This window comes from Reichenbachiella agarivorans, assembly GCF_025502585.1.
Classification (GTDB): Bacteria; Bacteroidota; Bacteroidia; order Cytophagales; family Cyclobacteriaceae; genus Reichenbachiella; species Reichenbachiella agarivorans.
In genome coordinates this window covers 3,512,356-3,536,242 of the sequence record NZ_CP106679.1, presented here as the reverse complement: position 1 = coordinate 3,536,242, position 23,887 = coordinate 3,512,356, and the positions used below count along the sequence as shown (strand labels likewise).

25 protein-coding genes and 1 tRNA gene are annotated in these 23,887 nt (G+C 40.6%); 17 read left to right on the top strand and 9 right to left on the bottom strand.

The genetic code is table 11. From position 1 onward, the window contains the following. Window positions 1-73 precede the first annotated feature (73 nt). The 6 genes from N6H18_RS14930 to N6H18_RS14905 all read left to right on the top strand — a co-directional run bounded on the left by N6H18_RS14930 (window position 74) and on the right by N6H18_RS14905 (window position 6,015). Window positions 74-724, top strand: coding sequence for a hypothetical protein (locus tag N6H18_RS14930; protein WP_262309080.1), 651 nt, complete (start codon window positions 74-76; stop codon window positions 722-724). Between the two features lie 39 nt (window positions 725-763). Beyond that, a complete protein-coding gene (locus tag N6H18_RS14925; protein WP_262309079.1) occupies window positions 764-1,153 on the top strand; it encodes a hypothetical protein in 390 nt (129 codons plus the stop codon). Beyond that, window positions 1,150-2,406, top strand: a complete 1,257-nt coding sequence (locus N6H18_RS14920) for a ComEC/Rec2 family competence protein (RefSeq protein ID WP_262309078.1) — start codon at window positions 1,150-1,152, stop codon at window positions 2,404-2,406. Before N6H18_RS14925 ends, N6H18_RS14920 begins: the two co-directional genes overlap by 4 nt. A gap of 82 nt (window positions 2,407-2,488) precedes the next feature. Continuing rightward, entirely contained in the window at window positions 2,489-4,882 is a 2,394-nt protein-coding gene (locus N6H18_RS14915; protein WP_262309077.1) for a KAP family P-loop NTPase fold protein, read from the top strand. A gap of 423 nt (window positions 4,883-5,305) precedes the next feature. Beyond that, window positions 5,306-5,533, top strand: a complete 228-nt coding sequence (locus tag N6H18_RS14910) for a hypothetical protein (RefSeq protein WP_262309076.1) — start codon at window positions 5,306-5,308, stop codon at window positions 5,531-5,533. A 95-nt stretch (window positions 5,534-5,628) separates the two neighbouring features. Beyond that, complete coding sequence (locus tag N6H18_RS14905; RefSeq protein ID WP_262309075.1) at window positions 5,629-6,015, top strand: STAS/SEC14 domain-containing protein; 387 nt, start codon at window positions 5,629-5,631, stop codon at window positions 6,013-6,015. Between the two features lie 207 nt (window positions 6,016-6,222). On the opposite strand, the gene N6H18_RS14900 is transcribed toward N6H18_RS14905, so the two are convergent. Then, window positions 6,223-6,906, bottom strand: coding sequence for a YggS family pyridoxal phosphate-dependent enzyme (locus N6H18_RS14900; protein ID WP_262309074.1), 684 nt, complete (start codon window positions 6,904-6,906; stop codon window positions 6,223-6,225). Window positions 6,907-7,031: 125 nt separating this feature from the next. Then, window positions 7,032-7,745: an SDR family oxidoreductase gene (locus tag N6H18_RS14895; protein ID WP_262309073.1), complete on the bottom strand. Its 714-nt coding sequence runs from the start codon at window positions 7,743-7,745 to the stop codon at window positions 7,032-7,034. A 154-nt stretch (window positions 7,746-7,899) separates the two neighbouring features. Between N6H18_RS14895 and N6H18_RS14890 the strand changes: the two genes are divergently transcribed. The 9 genes from N6H18_RS14890 (at window position 7,900) to N6H18_RS14850 (ending at window position 15,629) form a co-directional block, all read left to right on the top strand. Continuing rightward, the gene (locus N6H18_RS14890; RefSeq protein ID WP_262309072.1) at window positions 7,900-8,292 is read left to right on the top strand and encodes a group III truncated hemoglobin; all 393 of its coding nucleotides are present in this window, start codon (window positions 7,900-7,902) and stop codon (window positions 8,290-8,292) included. Between the two features lie 10 nt (window positions 8,293-8,302). Next, a complete protein-coding gene (locus N6H18_RS14885) occupies window positions 8,303-8,614 on the top strand; it encodes a cupin domain-containing protein (protein ID WP_262309071.1) in 312 nt (103 codons plus the stop codon). A 221-nt stretch (window positions 8,615-8,835) separates the two neighbouring features. Continuing rightward, complete coding sequence (gene leuC / locus N6H18_RS14880) at window positions 8,836-10,236, top strand: 3-isopropylmalate dehydratase large subunit (protein ID WP_262309070.1); 1,401 nt, start codon at window positions 8,836-8,838, stop codon at window positions 10,234-10,236. A gap of 39 nt (window positions 10,237-10,275) precedes the next feature. After that, the gene (locus N6H18_RS14875; RefSeq protein ID WP_262309069.1) at window positions 10,276-10,623 is read left to right on the top strand and encodes a four helix bundle protein; all 348 of its coding nucleotides are present in this window, start codon (window positions 10,276-10,278) and stop codon (window positions 10,621-10,623) included. Between the two features lie 95 nt (window positions 10,624-10,718). Beyond that, window positions 10,719-11,315, top strand: coding sequence for a 3-isopropylmalate dehydratase small subunit (gene leuD / locus N6H18_RS14870; protein ID WP_262309068.1), 597 nt, complete (start codon window positions 10,719-10,721; stop codon window positions 11,313-11,315). Between the two features lie 256 nt (window positions 11,316-11,571). After that, window positions 11,572-13,092, top strand: coding sequence for an alpha-isopropylmalate synthase regulatory domain-containing protein (locus N6H18_RS14865; RefSeq protein ID WP_262309067.1), 1,521 nt, complete (start codon window positions 11,572-11,574; stop codon window positions 13,090-13,092). Window position 13,093: 1 nt separating this feature from the next. After that, entirely contained in the window at window positions 13,094-14,149 is a 1,056-nt protein-coding gene (leuB, locus tag N6H18_RS14860; protein WP_262309066.1) for a 3-isopropylmalate dehydrogenase, read from the top strand. 416 nt (window positions 14,150-14,565) lie between these two features. Next, complete coding sequence (locus tag N6H18_RS14855) at window positions 14,566-14,757, top strand: cold-shock protein (RefSeq protein WP_323131515.1); 192 nt, start codon at window positions 14,566-14,568, stop codon at window positions 14,755-14,757. Between the two features lie 287 nt (window positions 14,758-15,044). Beyond that, a complete protein-coding gene (locus N6H18_RS14850; protein WP_262309065.1) occupies window positions 15,045-15,629 on the top strand; it encodes a DUF2911 domain-containing protein in 585 nt (194 codons plus the stop codon). A 60-nt stretch (window positions 15,630-15,689) separates the two neighbouring features. On the opposite strand, the gene mtaB is transcribed toward N6H18_RS14850, so the two are convergent. After that, window positions 15,690-17,003 (bottom strand): tRNA (N(6)-L-threonylcarbamoyladenosine(37)-C(2))-methylthiotransferase MtaB, encoded by a 1,314-nt coding sequence (mtaB, locus tag N6H18_RS14845; protein WP_262309064.1) that lies wholly within the window; start codon window positions 17,001-17,003, stop codon window positions 15,690-15,692. 110 nt (window positions 17,004-17,113) lie between these two features. On the opposite strand from mtaB, the gene N6H18_RS14840 reads away from it, so the two are divergent. Further along, window positions 17,114-17,797: a head GIN domain-containing protein gene (locus N6H18_RS14840; RefSeq protein WP_262309063.1), complete on the top strand. Its 684-nt coding sequence runs from the start codon at window positions 17,114-17,116 to the stop codon at window positions 17,795-17,797. Window positions 17,798-17,880: 83 nt separating this feature from the next. Here the strand turns inward: N6H18_RS14840 and N6H18_RS14835 are convergent, their stop codons facing one another. From N6H18_RS14835 to N6H18_RS14815, 5 genes are all read right to left on the bottom strand, one after another. After that, window positions 17,881-18,612 carry a DUF3307 domain-containing protein gene (locus tag N6H18_RS14835; RefSeq protein ID WP_262309062.1) on the bottom strand — a complete coding sequence of 244 codons (732 nt, stop codon included), beginning with the start codon at window positions 18,610-18,612 and terminating at the stop codon, window positions 17,881-17,883. Continuing rightward, window positions 18,609-19,211: a SatD family protein gene (locus tag N6H18_RS14830; protein WP_262309061.1), complete on the bottom strand. Its 603-nt coding sequence runs from the start codon at window positions 19,209-19,211 to the stop codon at window positions 18,609-18,611. Before N6H18_RS14830 ends, N6H18_RS14835 begins: the two co-directional genes overlap by 4 nt. Window positions 19,212-19,442: 231 nt before the next feature. Further along, window positions 19,443-19,515: transfer RNA gene (locus N6H18_RS14825), tRNA-Thr, on the bottom strand. 143 nt (window positions 19,516-19,658) lie between these two features. After that, window positions 19,659-21,656, bottom strand: a complete 1,998-nt coding sequence (locus N6H18_RS14820; protein WP_262309060.1) for a DUF349 domain-containing protein — start codon at window positions 21,654-21,656, stop codon at window positions 19,659-19,661. Between the two features lie 42 nt (window positions 21,657-21,698). Beyond that, window positions 21,699-22,277, bottom strand: coding sequence for a YqgE/AlgH family protein (locus tag N6H18_RS14815; RefSeq protein WP_262309059.1), 579 nt, complete (start codon window positions 22,275-22,277; stop codon window positions 21,699-21,701). Window positions 22,278-22,514: 237 nt separating this feature from the next. On the opposite strand from N6H18_RS14815, the gene pdxH reads away from it, so the two are divergent. After that, window positions 22,515-23,156, top strand: a complete 642-nt coding sequence (gene pdxH / locus N6H18_RS14810) for a pyridoxamine 5'-phosphate oxidase (protein WP_262309058.1) — start codon at window positions 22,515-22,517, stop codon at window positions 23,154-23,156. A gap of 62 nt (window positions 23,157-23,218) precedes the next feature. Here pdxH and N6H18_RS14805 read toward each other — a convergent pair whose 3' ends face one another. Continuing rightward, window positions 23,219-23,809, bottom strand: coding sequence for a tetratricopeptide repeat protein (locus tag N6H18_RS14805; protein WP_262309057.1), 591 nt, complete (start codon window positions 23,807-23,809; stop codon window positions 23,219-23,221). Window positions 23,810-23,887: the final 78 nt, after the last annotated feature.

The window sequence follows — 23,887 nt, the reverse complement described above, 5'->3', positions numbered from 1 at the left end:
TAGATAAAACGACAAAAACGCAAGGAATCGCAATACAACCGAATTTATTCTAAACTAAAAACATATTAAAACTATGGAAAATGAAACAATCGACGGCAAACTACTCTTTGATAAGAATGCCATTACCAACGGTCGAGATGTTGACGCTATTAGCTCAGTATTGACTGAGTATGGTTATGATGCAGAGACCATGAATTCGGGCATGGCACTCTACGAAACTGCAGATGCCCTTCATGTCAAACAAAAACTAGAATATGGAGAGCAGTATGCCGCCTCTGATGAGTTTCGGATTGCCCGAGCTGCGTTGAACAAAACCTACATGCGACATATAAAGCTGGCCCGCATCGCACTGAAGGGCAACAAGGCCACCGAAGAGGCACTCCAGCTCAGTGGTGATCGCAAGCAGGCTTTTCCCGGTTGGCTACAGCAAGCCAAGACCTTTTACACCAATTCTCTGCTTTCACCTATCGTGCTTGCCGAACTTGCCAAGGTCAACATCCCTCAAGAAGCACTCACAGCGGCCAGCCTAGAACTCGTAGAGTTAGAAAAGAAGTACAACAAGCAACTCAAGGAAAAAGGCGAAGCACAAGATGCCACCGAAAAACGAGATGAGGCACTCGATGCACTCCAAGATTGGATGTCTGACTATATCGGCATAGCCCGAGTAGCACTGGAGGATGATCCGCAGCTCTTGGAGATGTTAGGAATAGTAGAACCGAGTTGAATATCCAATTGAACCATTAAAATAATTCAATTAAACCAAATGGAAAACCTATCCGAAATCTTGGGAGCCTTTATAGTATTGGCTCCCATACTTATTTTTGTGATTGTGATGATGATCGTAAGGCGGTCATTCAAGAACAATGGCATCCACCTGACCGACATGCTCACTGAGATGGAAGTATCAGTACCAGCAGAAGGTGACAATCCTGCTGAGCATAAAAAGAGTGCCAGTCGTTTGATCTTATTCTTATCTGGTGTGACCAGTTTGATACTCAGTGTGTGTATTACCACCTTTTACTTTTATATGAAGGTATATTGTGTCAACTGCTCTGTGGGTCTTGATCTCTCTGATTTCACCAATGTGATTCTGGCCTTGGGCATAGGAGTGATACCGTATTCTGTCAATCAAGTCAAAAAAATACGGTTATGAAACTTTGCTATATAGTGATATTCCTGCTGAGTGCAGGGATATCTCAAGCGCAATACCTAACTACCTACAACAACACCGCTCTCAGAGTAGACCATCACAGTGGTGCTGACCAAGTGATCGGTGGCGACATGAAGCCTGGAGAGATCTTGGAGCTACTCGATAGTGGACAACAAAATAACGGCTACTATCATGCAAAAATCCTCGGTACGAATATCAAGGGTTGGATCTATCGATCACAGGTCAAAAGGGAGTCGGGACAGTTGCCCAGATTCTATCCCAACAAGAAGGGAGCTGAGGTCTATGTAGTAGATGTAGGAGCAGGGCTCGGCTGCATCATCAAAACTCCCGAAGGCAAGTACATCATCTATGATGGAGGCAACAGTGACTATGTCAACACCTTCCTCAATAGTCTATACCCAGTGGGGCAAGACATAGAACTGATGATCCTGAGTCATACGGATTCGGATCATTGGAGAGCGGTGGATGAAATCACTGCTGATTATCAAATCAAACGTGCGCTATTTACCAGCTATCGACCCGACGGACTACCTGGGACGGTGAAGGGCGCAATTGATTCCCTCAAGGCAGAGCCAGGCATAGTGATTCAGGATTTGACTGAGGCAGCACTGACACCCGGGACTGTTGTTTATAGCGAAGGAGATTTTAGTCTCACTTTTTTGTCAGGCTTTGGCAAGAGAGACGAAGCATTTGCGGCGGAGCTGGGAAACAATGCCTCCAAACTGAGGAATGCTGCCAGCATCGTTATCAAGCTAGACTATGCGGATCAGTCGGTGCTATTCACAGGAGATATTGTCGGGCTGGACGAATGTAAAAAGGCAGATTGTGCCTGCGAATACGAATGCATCTCTACAGAGCGCTTCTTGCTGGACTCCATGAGTCAGTACCTAGAATCCAGTGTCATCATAGCACCTCATCATGGTGCGCGCAATGCCAGTTGTCCACGGTTCATCGAGGCAGTCAATGCCGAGTATGTCATCTTCTCTGCGGGCAATACCCACAAGCATCCTCATCAGCTCACTGCCACCAATTACCAAAGCTATGGCGGTGTGCCTCTGGAGAATATCTATCGCACAGATGTCGGGAAAGCTCCCATAGATACGGACAGCAACCCCTGCAACAATGAATGGATAGGACGAAATAACCTAGATACCGAGACAGATGGTTCTTTCGACGACCACATACGGATTCAGATCACAGAGGCTGGCCGCTTGTTGGTCGGGTATCTACGGTAGAACACATTATATAACACGGATTGCCTCTCTCTTTGGGATCAAACACCCCGTAGAGTGAGGTCAATTGCTTTAAATTAGAGTTATGGCGAAATTGAAATTTGAAAAGGAGGAGTTGTTCATTTTATGGTTTCTGTATGACAAGAATGAACAGGGGGTTGATAATTGGATTGACTTAGAGAGGTTACTTAAGGATAATAACTATGATTTTAAAATCACTCAGCTTAAGTTCTGGATTAATCATCTGCTAGATGAAGGTTTAATTGAAAAGAATGATAGGCTTGAAACCTTTGCTAAAATTTCATTTAAAGGTATAAAGTATGTGAAGGAGAATTGGGGAGATTTTGAATCATTTCACACAACTCAGGAAGCTCAGAAAGAACTTATTGAGAATATAGAAAAGAAATCTAGACCGATATCAGAGCAGCTTAAACCTTTGTTAGATGATGAAAAGAACAAAGAAGATTCATTAAATCAAGCTAAACCCTCACAACTTAGTGAAATAACAAAACTCAGCGACGAAATTCTCCTATTCCTTTTAAAGTGGAGGGAAGTAAAAGACCCTAGTCTTAAGTTTTGGTTAAGAAATCAAGATAATGAGGGTAGATTAAGCAAAGGCCAATGGTTTCAGGGCTCGGATTATATTTTTGTTGGATTCACAAGAAAAGGAGACTCAAAGAACAAAACCAAAACGATAGGTTTTGTAGTAACATTCAAGGATGATCAAATACAGGAGATATATTTTGAATTAGCCTATCCTGATGAGGGTAATCCAGAGATTTTGGATTGCTATAAATCGATTGCTTTAACATTTCATAGAAATATTAAAAGTAAGAAGAAACACTTTCATTACTATAATTACGGTTCATGGCAGCAAGCTCTAAGGGTATTTTTAGAGCAAGATAAACCCAAAATTGATTCAATAATAAACGAGTATGGATTGACAAAAGAATTCGAAATTTCTGATGAGAAATTTAATTCGATGCTTTCCAAAATACTGAGAGTGCGTAAGGAACAAGGTTACGAGGAGCAAACATTGATTATGGACTCAGACATGATTGAAATGGTAGATCATCCAATGACAGTGGGTACTCCTGTTGTGAACTTGGATACTGATGCAGATTTTCAACCAGATAATCCCTCAAAGGATGACGATTTAGGAAGAAAATCGATCATGGAAATTATTCATGATAAAGTTGAAGCTCTTTGGCCTGAACTAGGCAAGGAAGACTCCTATACTATATTACTTAATGGAGAATGGGGAAGTGGTAAATCTTCGATGTTACTTTATTATAAGGAGTTTTTAAATAATTCCGGTTGGGAAGTAGTAGAATACAATGCTTGGACACATCAGCATCTAGATGACCAATGGTGGGTTTTGGTCAATAAAGTGAGTCAACAAATCTCTTTAGCAAACAAACCTCCTTCGATCAAATCACACAGATTGTGGTCATTTCGACTACAAAATCACAATACAATAGTTGTATTTCTTCTTGCTGGAATTTTCTTATTTAGTGGTTATGGACTTTTTACCAAAGGAGGAAGTGAATTGGCATTGTATGGAAGCTTAATAGGTCTACTAGGTAGTATTTGGGTCACTTTTAGCGGAATGGTTCAAAATATATTCAAGAGGAGAGTGACCACTGCTGAATTGGCAAGAAATCATTCATCTGATCCATATAGGCCAATCAAGGATCGATTTAATCAAGTAACAAAGAATCGTAAGGTTGCCATTTTCATAGATGATTTAGATCGCTGTGAAATAGAACCTACTGTCAAGTTATTGGAAGGAATTCAGAATCTGTTCAAGCAGAGCAAGGTGTTATATGTAATTGCTGCAGATGGTAATTGGGTAAGTAATTGCTTCGATAAGAAATATGAAGAATTTGAGAAATTAAAGAAAAAGGGGCATACCATTGGTAATCAGTTTTTACAAAAGAGCTTTCAATTGGTACTAGATGTTCCAAAAATAGGAACAGATCAGCATGATAAGCTTTTGAAAAAATTCTTGCGAATCGAAGAAGATCTTCCAGAAGAACCAGCAAGATCAGACCAAGAAGTGGAGGCAGACATTGATAAAGCAGAAACTAGTGAGCAACTGGAAAGTGCCATAAAGGGAGCTACCACACTTAGTCAAAGAGTAGTGGCAGCAAAGAAGGTTGAGAAAATTATTAATAAGAGAAAAGGTCATTTATTGATTGACTATATTAAGGAAATACCCAAAAATCCTAGGCATATGAAGCGGTTAATTAACCAATTCATTATCAAAAATCAAGTACTGATTATTTACAATTCCAAAGTCCAAATTAGCGATGATGCTTTGGTTCAGTATATTATTTTTTCATCAATGTATCCAGACTTTGATAGAGAAATAAGGCAGGGGATAAAGACTTTAGAAGATCTGAAAATTGAAAATTCGGAAATTAATGATCTAATAGGTGATGGGCTGACAACTGAATTGATTTTGAATTATTTATAAATTCTGACATGTATTTTGAGCTATTTGTAGCTCATGAAAAGCAAAAAGACAGAAATGCTCCATTGATCTTACGTCTCGCTGAGACCCTGCTAATTGTATGTAGAATAAGGATTAAAATCAGTAGTTTATCTAGGGGATGCAAATATACCATTCGTGATCAAGAGTGTGTGGAGTGTGGAGCAAAGTCTCAGCGAGACGCTAAGACTAGGTGGGTGCTCCAAGTGCCCGTTAATCACACCCCATAATTCCTCCCACCGAAGATGGTGCTGCCGACTCTGATCATGGTGCTGCCATGGTCTAGGGCCATAGCCGTCAGGTTATAGCTGTAATTGTATTATCAAACATTGGCTTCACTATGCTGAAATAGGTGGGGTCTTGGAAGCCTTTATAGTACGGGCTCCCATACTAATTTTTGTCATTGTTATGCGGGTCAGGCGAGCTAGACTCAGAGATCAGCATGTAAACTTGGCCAACCTGCTGGCTGAGACCGAGGGAGAGTCCAAAAAGAACGAGGATACGAACCAATCGACTAAAGAATCTGACAAGCCTGTGACGACCAAGCGCAGTGCCAGTCGCTTGATTCTGTACTTATCTGGAACCCATTGTGTGGAGATCAAAGCGTATACATCAGGCACTTGCCTTGGTGAGTGATTGATTCGACGATAAAAGTGGCTATTTCAACGAGAATTACTTCTATCTTTCATTACGATGGGTAGCCTTGCAGACTTTAAATAATTAAGAGACGAATGAGATATCAATCAGAGGAGATGGAAGCAAAGGTTTTTCATGAATATGAAGAAAATTGTTTGTTGTTTAAATTTAGAAATAAGTTTACAGAAGAAGCCAGTGAAAAAGCTTGCTTATTTTGGGAGAGTGAATTTGAAAAAAGAGATCTTGACCACAAGATATCGCTTATATGGGACTGCACCGAGATGTCTGGTTTTGAGTTAAATGCCCAAAAGAGATGGGTCAAGTGCATGAATAAGCATGCCTCACAAATACAAAGAGTAATGGTAATCTCTGATAATATAGTAATTAGAGGTGCAGCCAGGTTAATACTACAGGCATTTTCTTATGAATCCAAAGTAGTAAAATCATATAAAGAATTGGACTTGCCAGTTTATAGCAATTAGAAAAATGACTGGGTTTTGTCTTGATCTGAGAAGGGAATACTCGGTCTATCTTGCCCCACTGATCTTAGTGTCTTGCTGAGACCCTGTTATTTGTACGCAGACGGGGAAGAAAAAATCAAACAACAATGACTTTCAGTTTTGGCAGCAACAAGATCATCCCATAGAGTTGTCTAACAATGAAATCACACAACAGATGGTTGAGTCACCTCACACCCCATAATTCCTACCACCGAAGATGGTGCTGCCGACTCTGATCATGGTGCTGCCATGGTCTAGGGCGAGGGAGTAGTCTCCGCTCATGCCCATGGAGAGTTCGTCGAGTTGTAATCTGTCATGTTGGTAGTGGAGTCGGAGTTGGTCGAGTAGGGTCTTCAGTCCTGCAAATTCCTTGGACACTTGCATTTCACTCTCAGTGTTTGTCGCCATGCCCATCAGTCCGCAGATTTTGACATGCTGTAGTTCGTCTAGGATACCCGCATCTAACATGACGCTGATTTCCTCTTCGTCAAATCCAAACTTGCTTTCTTCCTGTGCGATGTGTACCTGCAGGAGACAATTGATGACTCTGTCATTTTTCTCTCCTTGCTTGTTGACCTCACGGAGTAGCTTCTCGCTGTCTATGCCGTGGATCAAATGCACGAAGGGCGCGATGTATTTCACCTTGTTGCGTTGCAGGTGGCCGATCATGTGCCACTCAATATCCTTGGGTAGCGATTCGTACTTGTCCACCAGCTCCTGCACTTTGTTTTCACCAAAGGCTCTTTGTCCTGCTTCATAGGCGACCAGAAGGTCTTCATTGGGCTTGGTCTTGCTGACCGCTATGAGTTGTGCAGGGCTATTTTTGAGGAGTTGGTGAAAATATCGTATGTTATCTGCGATCTCAGGATTCATGGTGTCGAGGATTTAATAGCCAACAAGTGCTTTGTGGGCTTTAAGGGATGTAAAGCTACATTTTGTCTGCCTCAAAATCTTTATAGAACGTATGTTTTACATCATAAATATCTCAATACTCAATACTATTTCTTAGGTGGTTGACTTGGTCTCACCTCGATTTTAGATGGTAGAGTTCTTGGGTCTAGTTTCAATACATCGACCACCAACTGACCTAGGTCTTCGATTTGAATCTTCCAATCGTCTTGCTCATTAGGGATGTGGTTGTTGAAGTAGGTGGCGACTGACCCAGGCATGATGGTACTTACGTTGATACCTTCATGTCTCAGATCCAGCATCATCGCTTGTGTGAAACCTACCAGTCCAAACTTGCTGGCATTGTAGGCCGATCCACCTGCAAAGAAATTGGCACCTGCCAAGCTGGCAATGGTAAATATATATCCCTTGGTTTCCTTGAGCGCAGGAATAGCCGCTCTGACCGAGTTGAACACTCCTGTCAAGTTGATATCGATCGTCTCCTGCCATTGCTGGTCACTCAATTCGGTGATAGAGCCAAAGTGACCTACACCAGCATTGGCTATCAGTACATCCAGTTGTCCCCATTTATCGACGACTGTGGTGGTGGCTAACCTCATCACGGCAGCTTCGCGTACATCTGCTACGATCCCCATTACCTCTCCGTATTTTTTCAACTCAGCTACCGCTACATCGATTCCTTCCTGCGTACGTCCAGTGATGGCTACTTTCATATTGTCTTTGAGCATCGCTTCTGCAATACCGTATCCAATGCCTTTGGTGCCTCCTGTGATGAGGGCTACTTTGTTTTCTATGGATCTCATTTGTTGTTAATTTTTAAAAGGTTCTATGTTTCATACTGTTTGATAGCAATGAGGTTACAATAATATGATGTCCTAATGGTGTTCTGTGATAAACATAGTTCAAAATATGACACAAGTCATGTTTGTACTTGTTAGGATGCTTTAATTTCGAAACATGAACAAGAATGACATATCATCGAGAGAGGACTTGGAACTGCTAGTCAATACATTTTATGGCAAGGTACGTCGACATGCGATGTTGGGACCAATTTTCAATACTGTGATTAATGATTGGCCAGAGCACCTGTCCAAATTGGCTGATTTTTGGGAGACCAATTTATTTTTCGTGCAGAAGTTCAAAGGCAATCCAATGAAGGCACACTTGGAGGTCGATGAGCAGTTTGACCATTCTATTTCACAAGAGCATTTTGGCAATTGGTTGCAGTTGTGGTTCGAGACCATGGACGAGCTTTTCGAAGGTGAAAAGGCCACTTTGGCCAAGGAAAGAGCCAGAAATATCGCTCATATTACCTTTATGAGACTTTTTGAAGCACGACAAACACGCTAAGCCTGCAACTATGAAAACATCCATCACAAAAAGTATTTGGCAAGAACTCCAAACAGCGGACAAGCCAGTTGTCAAAGTGCTGCACAAAACAGACAAAACCAAAATTGTAGGTGTTGGTTTAAAGAAAGGGGTAATGTTGGCCGAGCATCTGACCAAAGTGCCCACCAAAATGATTGTTATAGAAGGACAAATCCAATATTCACAAAAAGGAGAGGAGACAATTTTAAGTAAATTGGATGAGTGGGATATTCCTGTGGAAGTGCTACATGAGGTACTAGGACTAGAAAATAGTCTCTTTGTCCTCATGATGGAGTTGGGATGAATTCAGAACTTTGTATCAATCCATGAATCTTCAATTTTGAAATTGTTAAAATTCAAAAGTAAAATTTGATAAAATTTCATTTATCACTTCTATCATCGCCATAATTCGGACTAAACTCCCATAATAGTTGATAATTCCTTAGCTTTGCGCTTCGATTTTGGCTGCTTTTGCATGCCAATCTTTGATAGACTGGAATTAAAACATAAGAATACATACAAACTATGGGCAATACGTTGTTTGACAAAGTGTGGGATGCACACGTGGTTAAGAAAATAGAAGGTGGGCCAGATGTTGTGTTTATTGATAGACACATGGTTCATGAGGTGACAAGTCCCGTTGCTTTTTTGGGATTGAAGACGAGAGGGTTGAAGGTACTGCACCCTGAGAAGACATTTGCGACAGCAGATCACAACACACCAACGATCAACCAACATTTACCAGTAGAGGATCCTTTATCTGCCAGCCAATTGAAAGCGTTGGAAGAAAATGCCAAAGCTCATGGTATCTCACATTGGGGATTAGGTCATGCCAAAAATGGTATTGTGCACGTAGTAGGTCCAGAGTATGGTATCACTCAGCCAGGAGCGACTATAGTATGTGGTGATTCACACACATCTACTCACGGTGCGTTCGGAGCGATTGCGTTCGGCATTGGTACTTCTGAGGTTGAGATGGTACTCTCTTCTCAGTGCATCATGCAGCCAAAGCCTAAGAAAATGAGAATCAATGTCAATGGAGCCTTGCAAAAAGGGGTGTCTCCAAAAGACGTGGCTCTTTATATTATCTCCAAATTGACTACTTCGGGTGCGACAGGCTACTTTGTAGAGTATGCAGGTGATGTGTTTGAAAACATGACTATGGAGGGTCGTATGACTGTTTGTAACCTCAGTATCGAAATGGGTGCAAGAGGAGGGATGATCGCTCCTGATGAGACTACTTTCGAATATGTGAAAGGCAGAGAGTTTACGCCATCTGGAGCAGCTTGGGACAAGGCTATGGCATATTGGAGTACTTTGAAAACTGATGCTGATGCGAAGTTTGATCTAGAGTACACTTATGATGCTGCAGACATTGAGCCAATGATCACGTATGGTACCAATCCAGGTATGGGAATGGGTATCAGCAAGCATATTCCTAAGGCTGAAGATTTGGATGGTGGTGTAGCCACGTATGAAAAATCTTTAGGATATATGAACTTCAATCAGGGAGATTCAATGATCGGAAAGAAAATTGATTATGTATTCTTGGGAAGCTGCACCAACGGTAGAATAGAAGACTTTAGAGCATTTGCCTCTATCGTCAAAGGTAGAAAAAAAGCAGATCACGTGACAGCATGGTTGGTTCCTGGATCACACCAGGTAGAAGCTGCTATCAAAGAAGAAGGTATCTTGGATATTTTGACTGAGTCTGGATTTGAATTGAGAGAGCCAGGTTGTTCTGCATGCTTGGCGATGAATGATGACAAAGTGCCAGCGGGTAAATTGGCAGTCAGTACGTCCAACAGAAACTTTGAAGGAAGACAAGGTCCAGGTTCAAGGACGCTTTTGGCTAGTCCGCTCGTAGCAGCAGCATCAGCAGTAAATGGCGTGGTGAGTGATCCAAGGGAGTTGATGACCGCTTAGTCGCTAGTCGCTTACCGCAATCCGCTGAACGCTAAAAACTTGAGAGATTATAAGAAATACGATGTTTGGAAATTGGGTCATGAATTAACTTTGGCTATTTATAAAATAACCGACAAGTTTCCAGAGAGTGAAAAGTTCAGAATAGTTGATCAAATAAGAAGAGCGGCATATTCTATTCCTTCTAATATTGTGGAAGGATGTGGCAGAGAATCTGATGTTGAGTTTAAAAGGTATTTGGTCGTTTCCAGAGGTTCTGCGAATGAATTAGAATACTTCTTGATTTTGTCAAGAGATTTAAGTTTTATAGATCAAACAGAGTTTGATGTTCTTTTTGATCAAGTAAACAAAGTAAATAGGAGTATAACAAATTTGATTAAGAAATTATAAATATAGCTTGCCGCATATCGCTAACAGATCGTTGTAATTTTTAAAACGAAAAGCAGTTAGCGTTTAGCGTTTAGCGTAAAACGTATAGCGAAAACATGGCCTACGATAAATTCGAAATATTGACAAGTACTGCAGTTCCATTGCCAATCGAAAATGTGGATACTGACCAGATTATACCAGCGAGATTCCTCAAAGCTACCGAGCGTGTAGGTTTTGGAGATAATCTTTTCAGAGACTGGAGATACAATACTGACGGAAGTCCAAAACAGGATTTCGTACTGAACAACCCAACCTACTCTGGCAAAATCCTAGTAGGAGGCAAGAACTTCGGTTCTGGTTCTTCAAGAGAGCATGCAGCATGGTCTGTGTATGATTATGGCTTCAGATGTGTGATTTCAAGCTTTTTTGCTGATATTTTCAAAGGCAACTGTTTGAATATCGGCGTGTTGCCAGTACAAGTAAGTGCTGCCTTTTTGGACAAAATATTCAAAGCTATCGAAGCAGATCCAAAGACGGAGATCAAAGTGGATCTTCCTGCTCAGACGGTGACTTTGTTGGCTACTGGTGAGTCTGAGAGCTTTGAAATCAATAGTTACAAAAAGGGTAACATGCTCAATGGTTTTGATGATATTGATTACCTACAAAACATCAAAGGTGAGATCGTAGAGTTCGCCAAAGAATTGCCTTTATAATCTAAACCTGAGTTAGAGATCATCAAAGTAACACTCTGTGTGTTTTGGGGTGATTTGAAGGTGGTTTTGATATACAAAGCTGTCATTTCGACACTAGGAGAAATCTAAGGCATAATCGTTTAGATTTCTCCTAGCATTGAAATGATAAAAAATACTTTCAATGAAAGTATTTCGATATTTACAATAGGACTTAGGTTCTAACACACTGTCCTAAATGGACTTTGCTGCTTGAATAAAGCGTAATTAATTCAAATCCATGTCTAGAAAAGTAGAAATTCTTGATACTACCTTGCGAGATGGTGAACAGACCTCAGGGGTTTCGTTTACCGAGAGCGAAAAGTTACGTGTGGCTCAGATGCTTTTGTCCGAACTCAAAGTGGATAGGATAGAGGTGGCATCTGCACGTGTATCGGATGGCGAGTTTAGATCCGCCAAACTAATTTTGGATTGGGCCAATGCCAATGGATATGGGCAAGCAGTTGAGATATTAGGTTTTGTGGATGGAGATATTTCGCTCAAATGGATTCAAAATGCTGGCGGACATGTCATCAATCTACTGTGTAAGGGATCAAGAAAGCACTGTGAGAAACAGCTCAAAAAGACCCTGGAAGAACATCTAGCTGATATCGCCAATACTGTCTCTATTGCAGAGCAAATGGGTATCGAGGTGAATGTCTATTTGGAAGATTGGTCCAACGGCATGAAGGATTCGCAAGATTACGTCATAGACATGGTCACAGGCCTGCAAAACATGAAGATTAATCGGATCATGCTGCCTGATACTTTGGGGATGCTCAACCATATTCAGACGACTGAATATTGCGGCATCATGACTTCTAATTTTCCAGAGATGAGGTTCGATTTTCATGCGCACAATGATTACGATTTGTCTGTTGCCAATGTGTATTCTGCACTTTTGTGTGGTTTTTCAGGAGTGCATACAACCTTGAATGGACTCGGAGAGAGAGCTGGTAATGTGCCTCTGTCGAGTGTGATAGGGATTGTGAATGATCACTTGGGGTATCAGATGAAAGTCGATGAAACCAAGCTGTACAAGACCTGTAAGCTAGTGGAGTCATTTTCTGGTATTAGAATACCCGCCAACAAACCACTCATCGGAGAGTTTGTCTTTACTCAGACTAGCGGTATCCACGCCGATGGAGACAACAAAGACAATCTGTATCACAACAGTATCAATCCGGAGCGTTTCGGACGTACATACTCCTACGCCTTGGGTAAAATGTCAGGTAAGGCTAGTATCAAAAAGAATTTGGATGAACTCGGCATACAATTGAGTCCAGAAGAAACCAAAAAAGTCACTGCCAAGATCATTGAATTAGGAGACAAAAAAGAAACCATCTCCAAAGAAGATCTGCCATTCATCATCAAAGATGTATTGGGTACTCAGATTGTTGATCCATCTATTCGTATCAAGAACTATTCACTCTCCGTAGCTCAAGGATTGAAATCCATGGCTACCTTGTCGATAGAGGTACATGGGGAGCTGTTTGAGAAGACTGCTGCAGGTGATGGTCAGTATGATGCCTTCATGAATTCCCTGAACATGATCTACAAAGAGTTAGGGAAAGAGTTGCCAAAGTTGGTGGATTACGAAGTGCAAATTCCTCCAGGAGGAGAAACAGATGCTTTGGTGATTACGAGTATCACTTGGCAAGCAGAAAAGAGATTTACGACCAGAGGATTGGACTCTGATCAGACTGTGGCTGCTATCAAAGCCACAATTAAAATGTTGAATATCATAGAAAATAATATATAAGATGGATTTTAAGATTGGAGTCTTGGCCGGTGATGGTATCGGACCTGAAATAGTAGAACAAGCAATCAAGGTAATGGATGCCGTTGGTGCTAAATTTGGACATAATTTCAACTACACAAAAGCACTTGTAGGTGCAATAGCTATTGATGAAACAGGTGATCCATATCCAGATGCTACTCATCAGGTATGTATGGATTCTGATGCAGTGCTTTTTGGAGCTATCGGCGATCCAAAGTACGACAACAACCCTGCTGCCAAAGTAAGACCTGAGCAAGGATTACTAGGAATGCGAAAAAAATTGGGATTGTATGCCAATATCAGACCTGTGACGACTTTCCCTTCATTGTTGCACAAGAGTCCATTGAGACAGGATATTGTTGAGGGTGCTGACCTTGTTGTGATCAGAGAATTGACTGGAGGTATCTATTTTGGAGCAAGAGGTAGATCAGAAGATTTGACTTCTGCTTTTGATACTTGTGTTTATACTGTGGAAGAAATCGAAAGAATCTTGAGATTGGCTTATGAGTACGCAGGCAAAAGAAACAAGCGTGTGACTGTCGTAGACAAAGCCAACGTGTTGGCTTCTTCAAGACTGTGGAGAGAAGTAGCACAACGCATCGAAAAGGAATACACAGACATCGAAACTGATTATATGTTGGTGGACAATGCTGCGATGCAATTGATCCAGTGGCCAAAAAAGTTTGACGTAATGGTGACCGAAAACATGTTTGGAGATATCCTCTCTGACGAAGCGTCAGTGATCACAGGATCAATGGGCTTGTTGCCTTCTGCATCCGTAGGGCGTGAGACTTCTGTATTTGAGCCGATCCACGGTTCATACCCACAAGCTGCAGGTAAGGACATCGCCAATCCATTGGCAACTGTACTTTCAGCTGCCATGCTACTAGAGTCACTTGACTTGCTAGAAGAGGCACAGGCTGTAAGAGATGTGGTGAACAGATCGATTGACGCAGAAGTAGTGACTGTCGATATAGCAGGTGATTCAAAAGCATACAAGACCTCAGAAGTAGGTACTTGGTTGGCTGAGAATTTGTAATCATATTTCTCTTAACAAAATTTCGAATCCCTGATTTCTTCTTGAGATCAGGGATTTTTTTACTACTATATTGATATTTATTATTGAAGATTTTATAGATATTTTCTAGTACACTAGATATTACCAATATTAAACGTACCTTTGTGTCAAGAATTAGTAATATCACTTCTACATACATGGACTTCTCCAAGTAGTTTCATTCAATTTTAGAGGAATTTATTTGTTCAAAGTAAGGGAAAGAGTCTTACTAGGTTATGTTATGGACGAATGATGTAGATGAGATCATCTACAAAATTTTGAGTAGCGCTGCTTTGGAATCTATTCCGAAAGGAAAAAAAGAGAAGCAGTATAATGCAGAATTTGGCTTGTTTGTTGAACTCTGCATCTTTGAAAGTGTAATAATATAAATAATAATAATGCAAGGAGTAATTAAGTTTTTCAATGATTCCAAAGGATTTGGATTCATTAAACCAGAAGATGGAAGTGAAGATATTTTTGTTCACACATCAGGTCTAGTTGACGAAGTAAGAGAAAATGACAAAGTCGATTTTGACGTTGAAAGAGGAAGAAAAGGAATGAACGCCGTAAATGTAAAAGTGATCGGTTAATCATAAATGACATTTTAGATTACTGAAGCGGGATTTATCCCGCTTTTTTTTGACCTTTTTTTTATACCATTCGAATACAGTGAAAAAGTGCTTTTTGTAAAGTAGATGGACATGCGTTCATTTGGTCTATCGTGTTCTAAGTTGTTAGCATTTGAGTCAAGTAAATGGGTTGATTTGATAATCTTCTCTGCAAACGGTTAATATTGTTGGACTATTTGATGTGTGTTTAAACATATTTTTGATAATCTTCGTAGAACTGTCTAAACTGGAATGGTCAAAGAGAAGATATGATGAACAAGGAGAGATTTGGTGGATGGGTATTGATTTCTGTATTGGTGTTTGGTATGGGGTGTCATAGACCAGAATATTCACACAATTACGTATCAGAGGACTCCTCCGATTTTGAGGAGTACAGAGAAAATGCAAGCAATCGTCCATCTCCACCTGCACGAACCAGTCAGGTCATCAATTCTGCTAAAGTATATATCACCTATAGTCAGCCAGGTGTAAAGGATCGTGAGATATGGGGCGATTTGGTCAAATATGACAAAATATGGAGGACAGGAGCTAATGAAGCCACGGTATTTTCTACAGATCAAATAATCACGATAGAAGGTCAAACTATCAACCCTGGCAATTATGCCTTGTACACCATTCCTTCTGAAAATGAATGGGAGGTAATTCTCAATAAAAAGTATGATGTATGGGGAGCATACGACTATGACGAAAGTCTTGACGTGTTGCGCTTCAAAGTCTATCCGACTAAACGAGAGGAATTACAGGAGCGCATGAACTTCAACATTGCCCCAAATGGATTGGTGACGTTTTCTTGGGAATACTTACAGTTTCAATTTCAGCTCACTGCTCAATAATTTGATCAAATCACAAAGGTATTATTCCGTTACCATCTAGTAATTCACCGTCAACGTCTATTAGGGCTGTAACGCTTCTATCGGATTGACTTGCATAGTCAATTCATCTGTGGTTCTTTCTAAGGAAATTTTCATCAATTGATTGACAAGATTTTCGTCATGCGGCAACTCTACTTTGATGTAGTTGGCTGTGAATCCATGCATTTTTCCATCTTTTACATCTCCTTCCATCAAGACTTCAGCTATTTTCCCTTCTTGCGACTGATAAAAAGCCCTTTTCTTCTTCTCAGAGAGTATTCTTAGCATGTTGGATCTTTCCTGACGCTCGGCATATGGAACGGGGTTATCCATCTCAATTGCTTTCGTATTGTCTCTCTCAGAGTAAGTAAATACATGTAAATAAGAGATATTTAGTTCATTGATGAAATTATAAGTGTCCAAAAAATCCTCGTGTGTTTCGCCAGGAAAGCCTGTGATCACATCCACGCCAATGCATGCATCTGGCATCAGAGTTTTGATTTTTTCGACTCTCTCCACATACAATTCACGCAAGTAACGACGGTTCATCAATTTCAAAATCTTGTTACTGCCTGATTGAAGAGGGATGTGAAAGTGAGGCACGAATCGTTGACTGTTGGCTACAAACTCAATGATTTGATTGCTCAATAAGTTGGGTTCGATAGAAGAAATCCTGAACCTTTCAATTCCTTCTACTTGATCCAGTTCTTTGATTAAATCAAGGAAATTTTCTCTCCTTTTGCCATTCTGGACTCCATAGTCACCAATGTTGACACCCGTAAGTACGACTTCTTTGACATCCAATGCTGCAATTTCTTGGGCTGATCGAATGATATTCGCTGTGCTGTCACTGCGGCTTTTTCCTCTGGCGAGGGGGATGGTACAAAATGCACAGCCGTAGTTGCAACCGTCCTGTACCTTGAGAAAAGTGCGGGTACGGTCTGCTTTGGAGTAGGCGTTGTTAAATTCTGTTGCATTTGAAATCTCAGAGGCACATACAATGGTTTCTTTGTTGGCTTCAAAATCCTTGAGATGTTCTAAGAGTTTGAATTTTTCTGCAGCTCCTAAAACAGCATTTACGCCTGGGATTTGAGATATTTCTTGGGGTTTCAGCTGAGCAAAGCAACCTATGATGACTACAAATGAACCAGGAGAGATTTTTTTAGCACTTTTTACAATCTGTTTGCATTTTTTGTCTGCATTGTCCGTGACAGAACAAGTATTGATTACAAAAATATCAGGCTGATCCTCGAATGCAACCTTGCTGTAGCCTTCCTCTTCAAACAATCTACTGATAGCAGATGTTTCTGAAAAGTTCAGTTTGCAGCCCAATGTGTAAAATGCGACCTTTTTCATTTTTAGGAATTTGTGCAAAACTAATCAAATATCAAATCAGATGTAATAAATCACCAAGAGATGCAACCATTGAGTCAGAGAACTTGTCTCATGGATAAACAAATTCAATCATGAAGAAAATATACATATTAGCAGTAGCGATCTTGGTAGGAGCGAGTTGCACCTACGCGCAAAACGAAGAAAGCAGATCGCTTGAATCATTTAGTGAAGTGAGTACATCGGAATCTATCAAAGTAACTTTGGTAAAAGGGAATAAAAATGAAGCGAGAATCATCACCAGCAATGTAGATACTGATAAGGTCTTGACTGACATCAATGGTGAATCTCTCAATATACACATGACCAGAGGTTCTTATATGAACAATTCTGTTGAGGTGATTTTGACGTACAGTGGTGAATTGAGTAAAATCAAGGCTAGTTCATCAGGTCAAATAAAAAGCGACAACAAATTGGTTTCCAATGAATTGTACGTCAAAGCGAGTAGTTCTGGCAAAGTGTATTTGGACGTGAGTGCCAACCAACTAAAAGTAGATGTGTCTAGCTCAGGCAAGGTGGAATTGTCGGGACAGACCAAAACCCAAGTAGTCGAAGCAAGCAGCTCTGGCAAGTACGATGGGTTTGATATGGTGTCCGAAGGTGCAAAAGTAGATGTAAGTTCATCTGGAAAAGTTGATATTTCGGTGAGCAAGGAGCTTTTTGCGGATGCGAGTAGTAGTGGAAAGGTCACCTATCGTGGTACTCCTGAGAAAGTGATGGCTGATACTTCTAGCAGTGGGAGTGTACGCAAAGATTAAGGTCTTGATTCGGAGGTGAAGAATTTGAGTTCACTCTAACCCCATGGGCTTTCTTTCATGGTGCTTGCCTCGCTGAAGGTAGGTTAGCTTAGAATAAGCGCTCTCAGGTAGTTGTAGCATAATCCTGTGAGCATAGCAAACCCAAAACTCAAAAGTGTTCCTATCAAAATGTATTCAGTCAACTTTCGGTCTTTAGATTTGGATAGATCTCCAAATCTAAAGACTGATTTAGCAGCTAGAAGAAAGCCAATGGCTTGCCACTGATTCGCTACAATAAACCCAAACACAAATAATCGCTCCAACATACCAATGTATTTGCCTGCCTGATCCAATGATTGTTGGTTAGGGATAGTTTCTGCTTCATCTAGTTGCCATTTGGCTATGATTATTTTCATGATGACGGATGTCACTATTGTCACAGTCAAAAGAGCGACTGCTAGCAGTAAGACCTCTTCGGATAGGAGTTTGTTGATATCTATAGAGTAGGGTTCTTGCCAGTGGATGACCAGTGCTAAGACCAACAGATGAAGAGTCTGGTCAGCAAAGAACAGTACCCTTGCGTTGAGCAATGTGCTAAGTTTGATTTTGGTCAGGTCAATGAGATAATGTGAGGATACGATTATTGTTATCGCAAATAAATAAGAACGATTGAATGACAGCAGTACCAATAGGGTTGCGGCATGAATTGCAATGTGCCAATAGAGATACTTTGATTTGTGTTGCTTGGTTTCTTTGTCTTTGACCCAATGGTTGGGTTGGAGGAGAAAGTCTCCAATGAGATGAGCCAATAGGAGTTTGAGGCTAAGTATGATCATTGTTGTGTAATTAGTTCACGGTACATTTTTTCTAAACGTAGGATTTCTTCATACCCGCTCTTACCCAAGCTTTCGCTGACGGTGCTTTGGGTTTTATTGAGGTAATCAGCAATTTCCTGTTGTTTCCAATCTGGGTGTTCCAAGGCAGTTTTTATAATCTGGGCACGACTGGCTGGCCAATTGTTCATAGTCAGCAGTGTCAAGTCAATATATAAGTTCATCTGCTGATCAAATGCAGGCCAAGGCGTATGAATGATCAAGGTTCTTCTTTTGGTGAGATTCTCAAATCCAGCTCCAGAATTGACAAAGGCTTCTCCATTGGACTCGGTGATCTTTGGAGCATCGTATTCTCTTTGGCCTATCCCGATGGAGAGGCGTAGATCGAGTGATTTGAATTGCTTGATGCTTGCTTTGAGATGAAAGGCTGCTTTGAGCGCTTCTTTTGGGGCTAGAATCAACTGAAAACTATCACCTCGATAAATCTCCCAGTCGCTAGGTTCTTGACCATAATACGCAAGTGTAGACTTGAGTAGGGGCATCCATTCTTTGGGCTCTACTTTTCGTGAATTGACAATATCTCCAGTGATGACAGCAATCATAGTTCTTTTTGTAATAGAAGCATGAATATCGTCAAAAAAACCGATAATCACAAATATCGTAAAATAGACCGATATTCTGTTTTATAGGTGTATTATAGGATAGAGGGAAGTGCAAATCAGTACCGAAAATAGGAGAAAGGTTACCTGACGATCTTAAAAAAATCACAAGTACCATTTCAAACAAAAACCCCTTGCAAATCTCTGATTTACAAGGGGTTTTGAACTCTAAAGAGCCCCCAGTCGGACTCGAACCAACGACCGTCGCATTACAAGTGCGGTGCTCTACCAACTGAGCTATGGAGGCAATGCCTTTATCAAGAAATAGAACCGTGATCCTATTTATTCAACCTCTATTGGTTAAATGCGAGTGCAAAATTAGGTGAGAATTTATCTTATGCAAGCTTCTGAATAAAAAAATAATTAAACTTTTAAGACGAGTACTTTGTCTTAGCCAGCGTAGTTGATCAACTTCAATTCTTCTTTCAATTCTTCTAGTTGATTCTCAGCATTTTGTATTTTTTCTTCGAAATCCTTAAGCAATTCTGTGGCATTTTTGGAGCTCGCAAAAAATCCAATATTATTTTTCCAAGTAGAGACATCACTCTCCAAGGATTGAATTTTCCTTTTCAAAGAATGCTCTCTTCTCTGCAATTTTTGATCTCCGTGAGGACCTGCCTTGATCTTATGTATGCTGATAAGAGATTTCAGTTCGTCAAGTTCATCCTTTTCAAAGTTGTCCGTGTTTCGAATCACATTCTTCAAGGCAGCTTGGTACCTGTTTTGGATACTCTTGATCGCTTTTTTGGGTACGAACCCAATTGCATTAAATTCATCTTGTAATTCATATACTTGTTCAGGATTCAAATCCTCTACCTGCGCGAGGTCTTCGAGCTTTTTACAGACTTCTTCTTTTTTGAGCAGATTGTCATCATATGAAGATTCCATCTCTTTGCTGTGACCTCTCTTTCTGTTAAAGAATTCATCACAAGCAGCTTTAAATTCCTTGTAGATACTTTCTCTGAACTTTTCTGGGACAGGACCGATGTTTTTCCATTCCTGCTGTAGGTCTTTCAGCTTATGGGTAGTGCCTGCCCAATCCTCGCTTACAGATAGTTCTTTTGCTTTTTCTACTAACTTTTGCTTTAGTTCCAAGTTTCCTTCTCGCTGTGAGTCCAAAGTCTTGAAGAAAGCAGATTTGTTATGGAAAAAGTTTTTGAACGCCGCCCAGAATTTCTTATTGACTTCTTTAGCTTGTTCTTTAGGCATACTGCCAATGGCGTCCCATTCTTTTTGCAGGGCGAGAATTTCCTTGGTCTTTGCGTTCCATTCACTGATTTTCTCTGCTTTGAATTCCGTAAAAGCCTGAATTTTTTCAGCTAGACCAGATTTTTTGATGAAGTTCTCCTTGAATTCCTCTTTGAGATGACCATAAAATTCTTTTCTCTTCTGATAGATCTGGTCGGAGGCATTTTTGAACCTCTGCCACGTTTCTTCTTGTTTGTCATTAGGAACAGGTCCTATATGTTTGTATTCCTCATGCAGCTCATTGAGCTTTTTGATCGCTTCATTGAGGTTTTCTAGTTGGTCAAGAGCTTCGGCTTGTGCACAAAGCTCAATTTTCATTTCGAGATTCTTTTTCTTGTCTAGTTCTTTGAGTTCAAAATAGATGCTTCTGTGATCATAATAGAGATCTAAGAGGGCATTGTAGTTGGCCCACAAGGTTTTGTTGTGTTGTGGATGTACAGGGCCAATTGCTTTCCATTCGTCCTGAATGCTACGCAGGTCTTTGATGCTCGTGGTGTTTTCGTCATTGTCGACGAAGTGTCGGAGTCTTTCTAGGAGATCAGTTTTGAGCTTGAGATTGAGATCCTTTTGCTTTTCTAGTTCTTTGGCGTTTTTATAGCGCTTTTCTTTGATGAGTTTGTAGTAGGCTTCAAAATTTTCACTGATTTCATCCAGTTTGTAGTCAAAGTCGTCACTTTCGCCACCGTCTTGAATAAATTTCCCTAAAGCAATTTCCTTTTCCTTCTCAAAAATATTGTCGTAAGCGTCTTTGATAGCATGGATCGCCTTGCCTTTTTTGAAACCTTGCTCTGACTGTCCAAAGGCTGCCAAGTGATCGAGCAATTCTGCTTTGGACATTTTGGAGTAGTCGATTTCATCTTCATGCTCATCCTCATGCAACTCCTCGTGATCATCACTATCCTCTTCTTTTCCGTCCTCATCATTCGAAGCTGTGACGGCATCTGACTCGGCATCTCGTGCTTCAATAGTCGTTTCACTTACTTTTTCTTCGGCAAGAGCGGCCTCTGCTACAGGTTCTTCTGGTGTAGCTTTAGGTTGTTCCTCTTGTGTGTTCTCTTTCAATTCAGCTGTAGGCTGAACAGCATCTGACTTCAATGCATTTTCCGCATGGTTGTCAGCTATTTCTTTTTTATCGCTCATAACTCTATTTTTCTCTTACTGCAATTTAGTAAAAATTCCATTTTAGTTCATTCGAGGATCGGAAGGGTAATTGGCAAACATCTTGAATTTACCTCCTAATTTACTCAAAGCTTCCTTCCAAAGATTCTCTGTACGGATATCTAATATTTGACTGGCCTGTACATTCTTGTACACAATCCAGGATTTTGCTTGTATTTCTTCTTGCAGTTGACCCTGACCCCAACCAGAATAACCAATGAAGAATCGGAAATCCATAGAGTCTAGTTGTCCCAACTTGATTTTGCTCAAAAGCATCTCATAATCACCTCCCCAATACAAACCACCACCTATTGCTTTGCCTCCAATCTCCTGGTCTTCTGATCTATGAATAAAATGCAACGTGTCTTGTTGTACTGGTCCTCCTATGTATAGCTTTTCTTCAAATCCATCTACATCTCGGATCACATCATCAAACCTCAAATTGGCTTCTTTGTTCAACACAAAGCCAAATGAACCGTCTTCTCCATGATTGCAAAGTAGAATCACAGTTCGCTCAAAATTAGGATCTGGAAGATAGGGCTCAGAGATGAGTAAATCTCCTTGGTTGGGTGAGAATATTTGTTTTGAATGAAAATAATCCATATTTAATCAATGCACGTTCATGGCCTTTCTGCCGTATAAATTCTCCTCCAATTTCATTTATTTCTATGAGACGATCAAATTCACCCTGCTCATTTGAGGGGATTTGGTATCAAATAGCTGAAAAAACAGTTGTTTTGGTGCGAATCACTGTATTCGAAAAGTAAGGGAGTGAAAATCTCCAGCATTTTTCATTCATCCATTAATAATGGATATTTGCAGTACATTGAAACGAAGGCAATGGCGAAAGAAAATATACAAGGAGTCCGAAAAGACTACGGAATAGGAGAGCTAGTAGAGTCCAATATTTTGGAGAACCCTATTGATCAATTTGAATTGTGGTTCAAGGATGCAGCCAAGACCGAAGGGAGTGAGGTCAATGCATGTGTGCTGTCAACTTTGGACGAAAACAACTATCCCGAGGGTAGGGTGGTTTTGCTAAAATTCTATGCAGACGACGGTTTTACTTTTTACACCAATTATCAAAGCAATAAAGCCAAACAATTGGCTTCACACCCTTATGCTTCAATGACCTTTTATTGGAAAACTAAGGAGCGACAAGTACGGGTCAAAGGTAAAATCGAAAAAGTACCCGCAGAGATTTCGGATGCCTATTTTCAAGAAAGGCCAGAAGGTAGCAGGATAGGGGCTTGGGCATCGCCACAAAGCCAAGTAATACCTAATCGTGAATTTCTAGAACAGAGAGTAAAACAAATAAGAGAGAAATTCCCTACAGACATCCCAAGGCCAGATTTTTGGGGAGGATATCTTTTGATTCCTGTTGAGGTAGAATTTTGGCAAGGTCGATCCAGTAGATTGCATGACCGCATTGTCTATAGTTGGAACCAGGATCATTGGGTATCCAAGCGATTAGCACCTTGAATTACCTGAATGGACATGTTCTATGAGTAGGGAGCGATCAATAACTGACAGAAGGTAAAAAATCATTCATCACTCATTTCCATACCTAGTTCGCCCATCAAGTATTGATTGTATTGCTCACAAGTCAATTTGCCAGATATGCCAGAGTAGGGGCAGGTCTGATACTCAGCACCAAATTTCCCTTGTTTGATCAAGACACCACCGCCATGACAGATAGGGCACATGACATAGCTGCTTGGACAATCATAGTAGCCATCTGTGGTCAACTTATTCTCTGTTTCATGCACTTCTTGCTCTTTGATCTTTTTATAGGCTTCATTAGATCTGTCAAGATACAGTACGGCTTCATCATAATATTGTCCAGATGTGCCTTTTAGTTGTACATATTTGGTGAGCCAGTTGATGGCCTGCTTGTATTTGGCAAGGTGGTAGGAATTCCTACCGAAGTAATATGCCATCTCACTAGGAAGCTTGCCCAGTAGGTTCATAGACTCTCTGAACAACTGATCCGCCTCTTCATAATGACCATCATACATGGCCTGAGCTCCCTGATCCATTTTGGACAGACCATCTCTTTGCAAAATTCCTTGACCAAAAGTGCTAAGCGATATACCAAGCCCTACGAAAACCAATACTATCTTTAATCTATCCACTTATATAGCTTAATGTAAAAGAGATGAAATAGGTTGCAAAGAAAGAGATTGCAACGGTAAAAGATGAAATTTTTACAA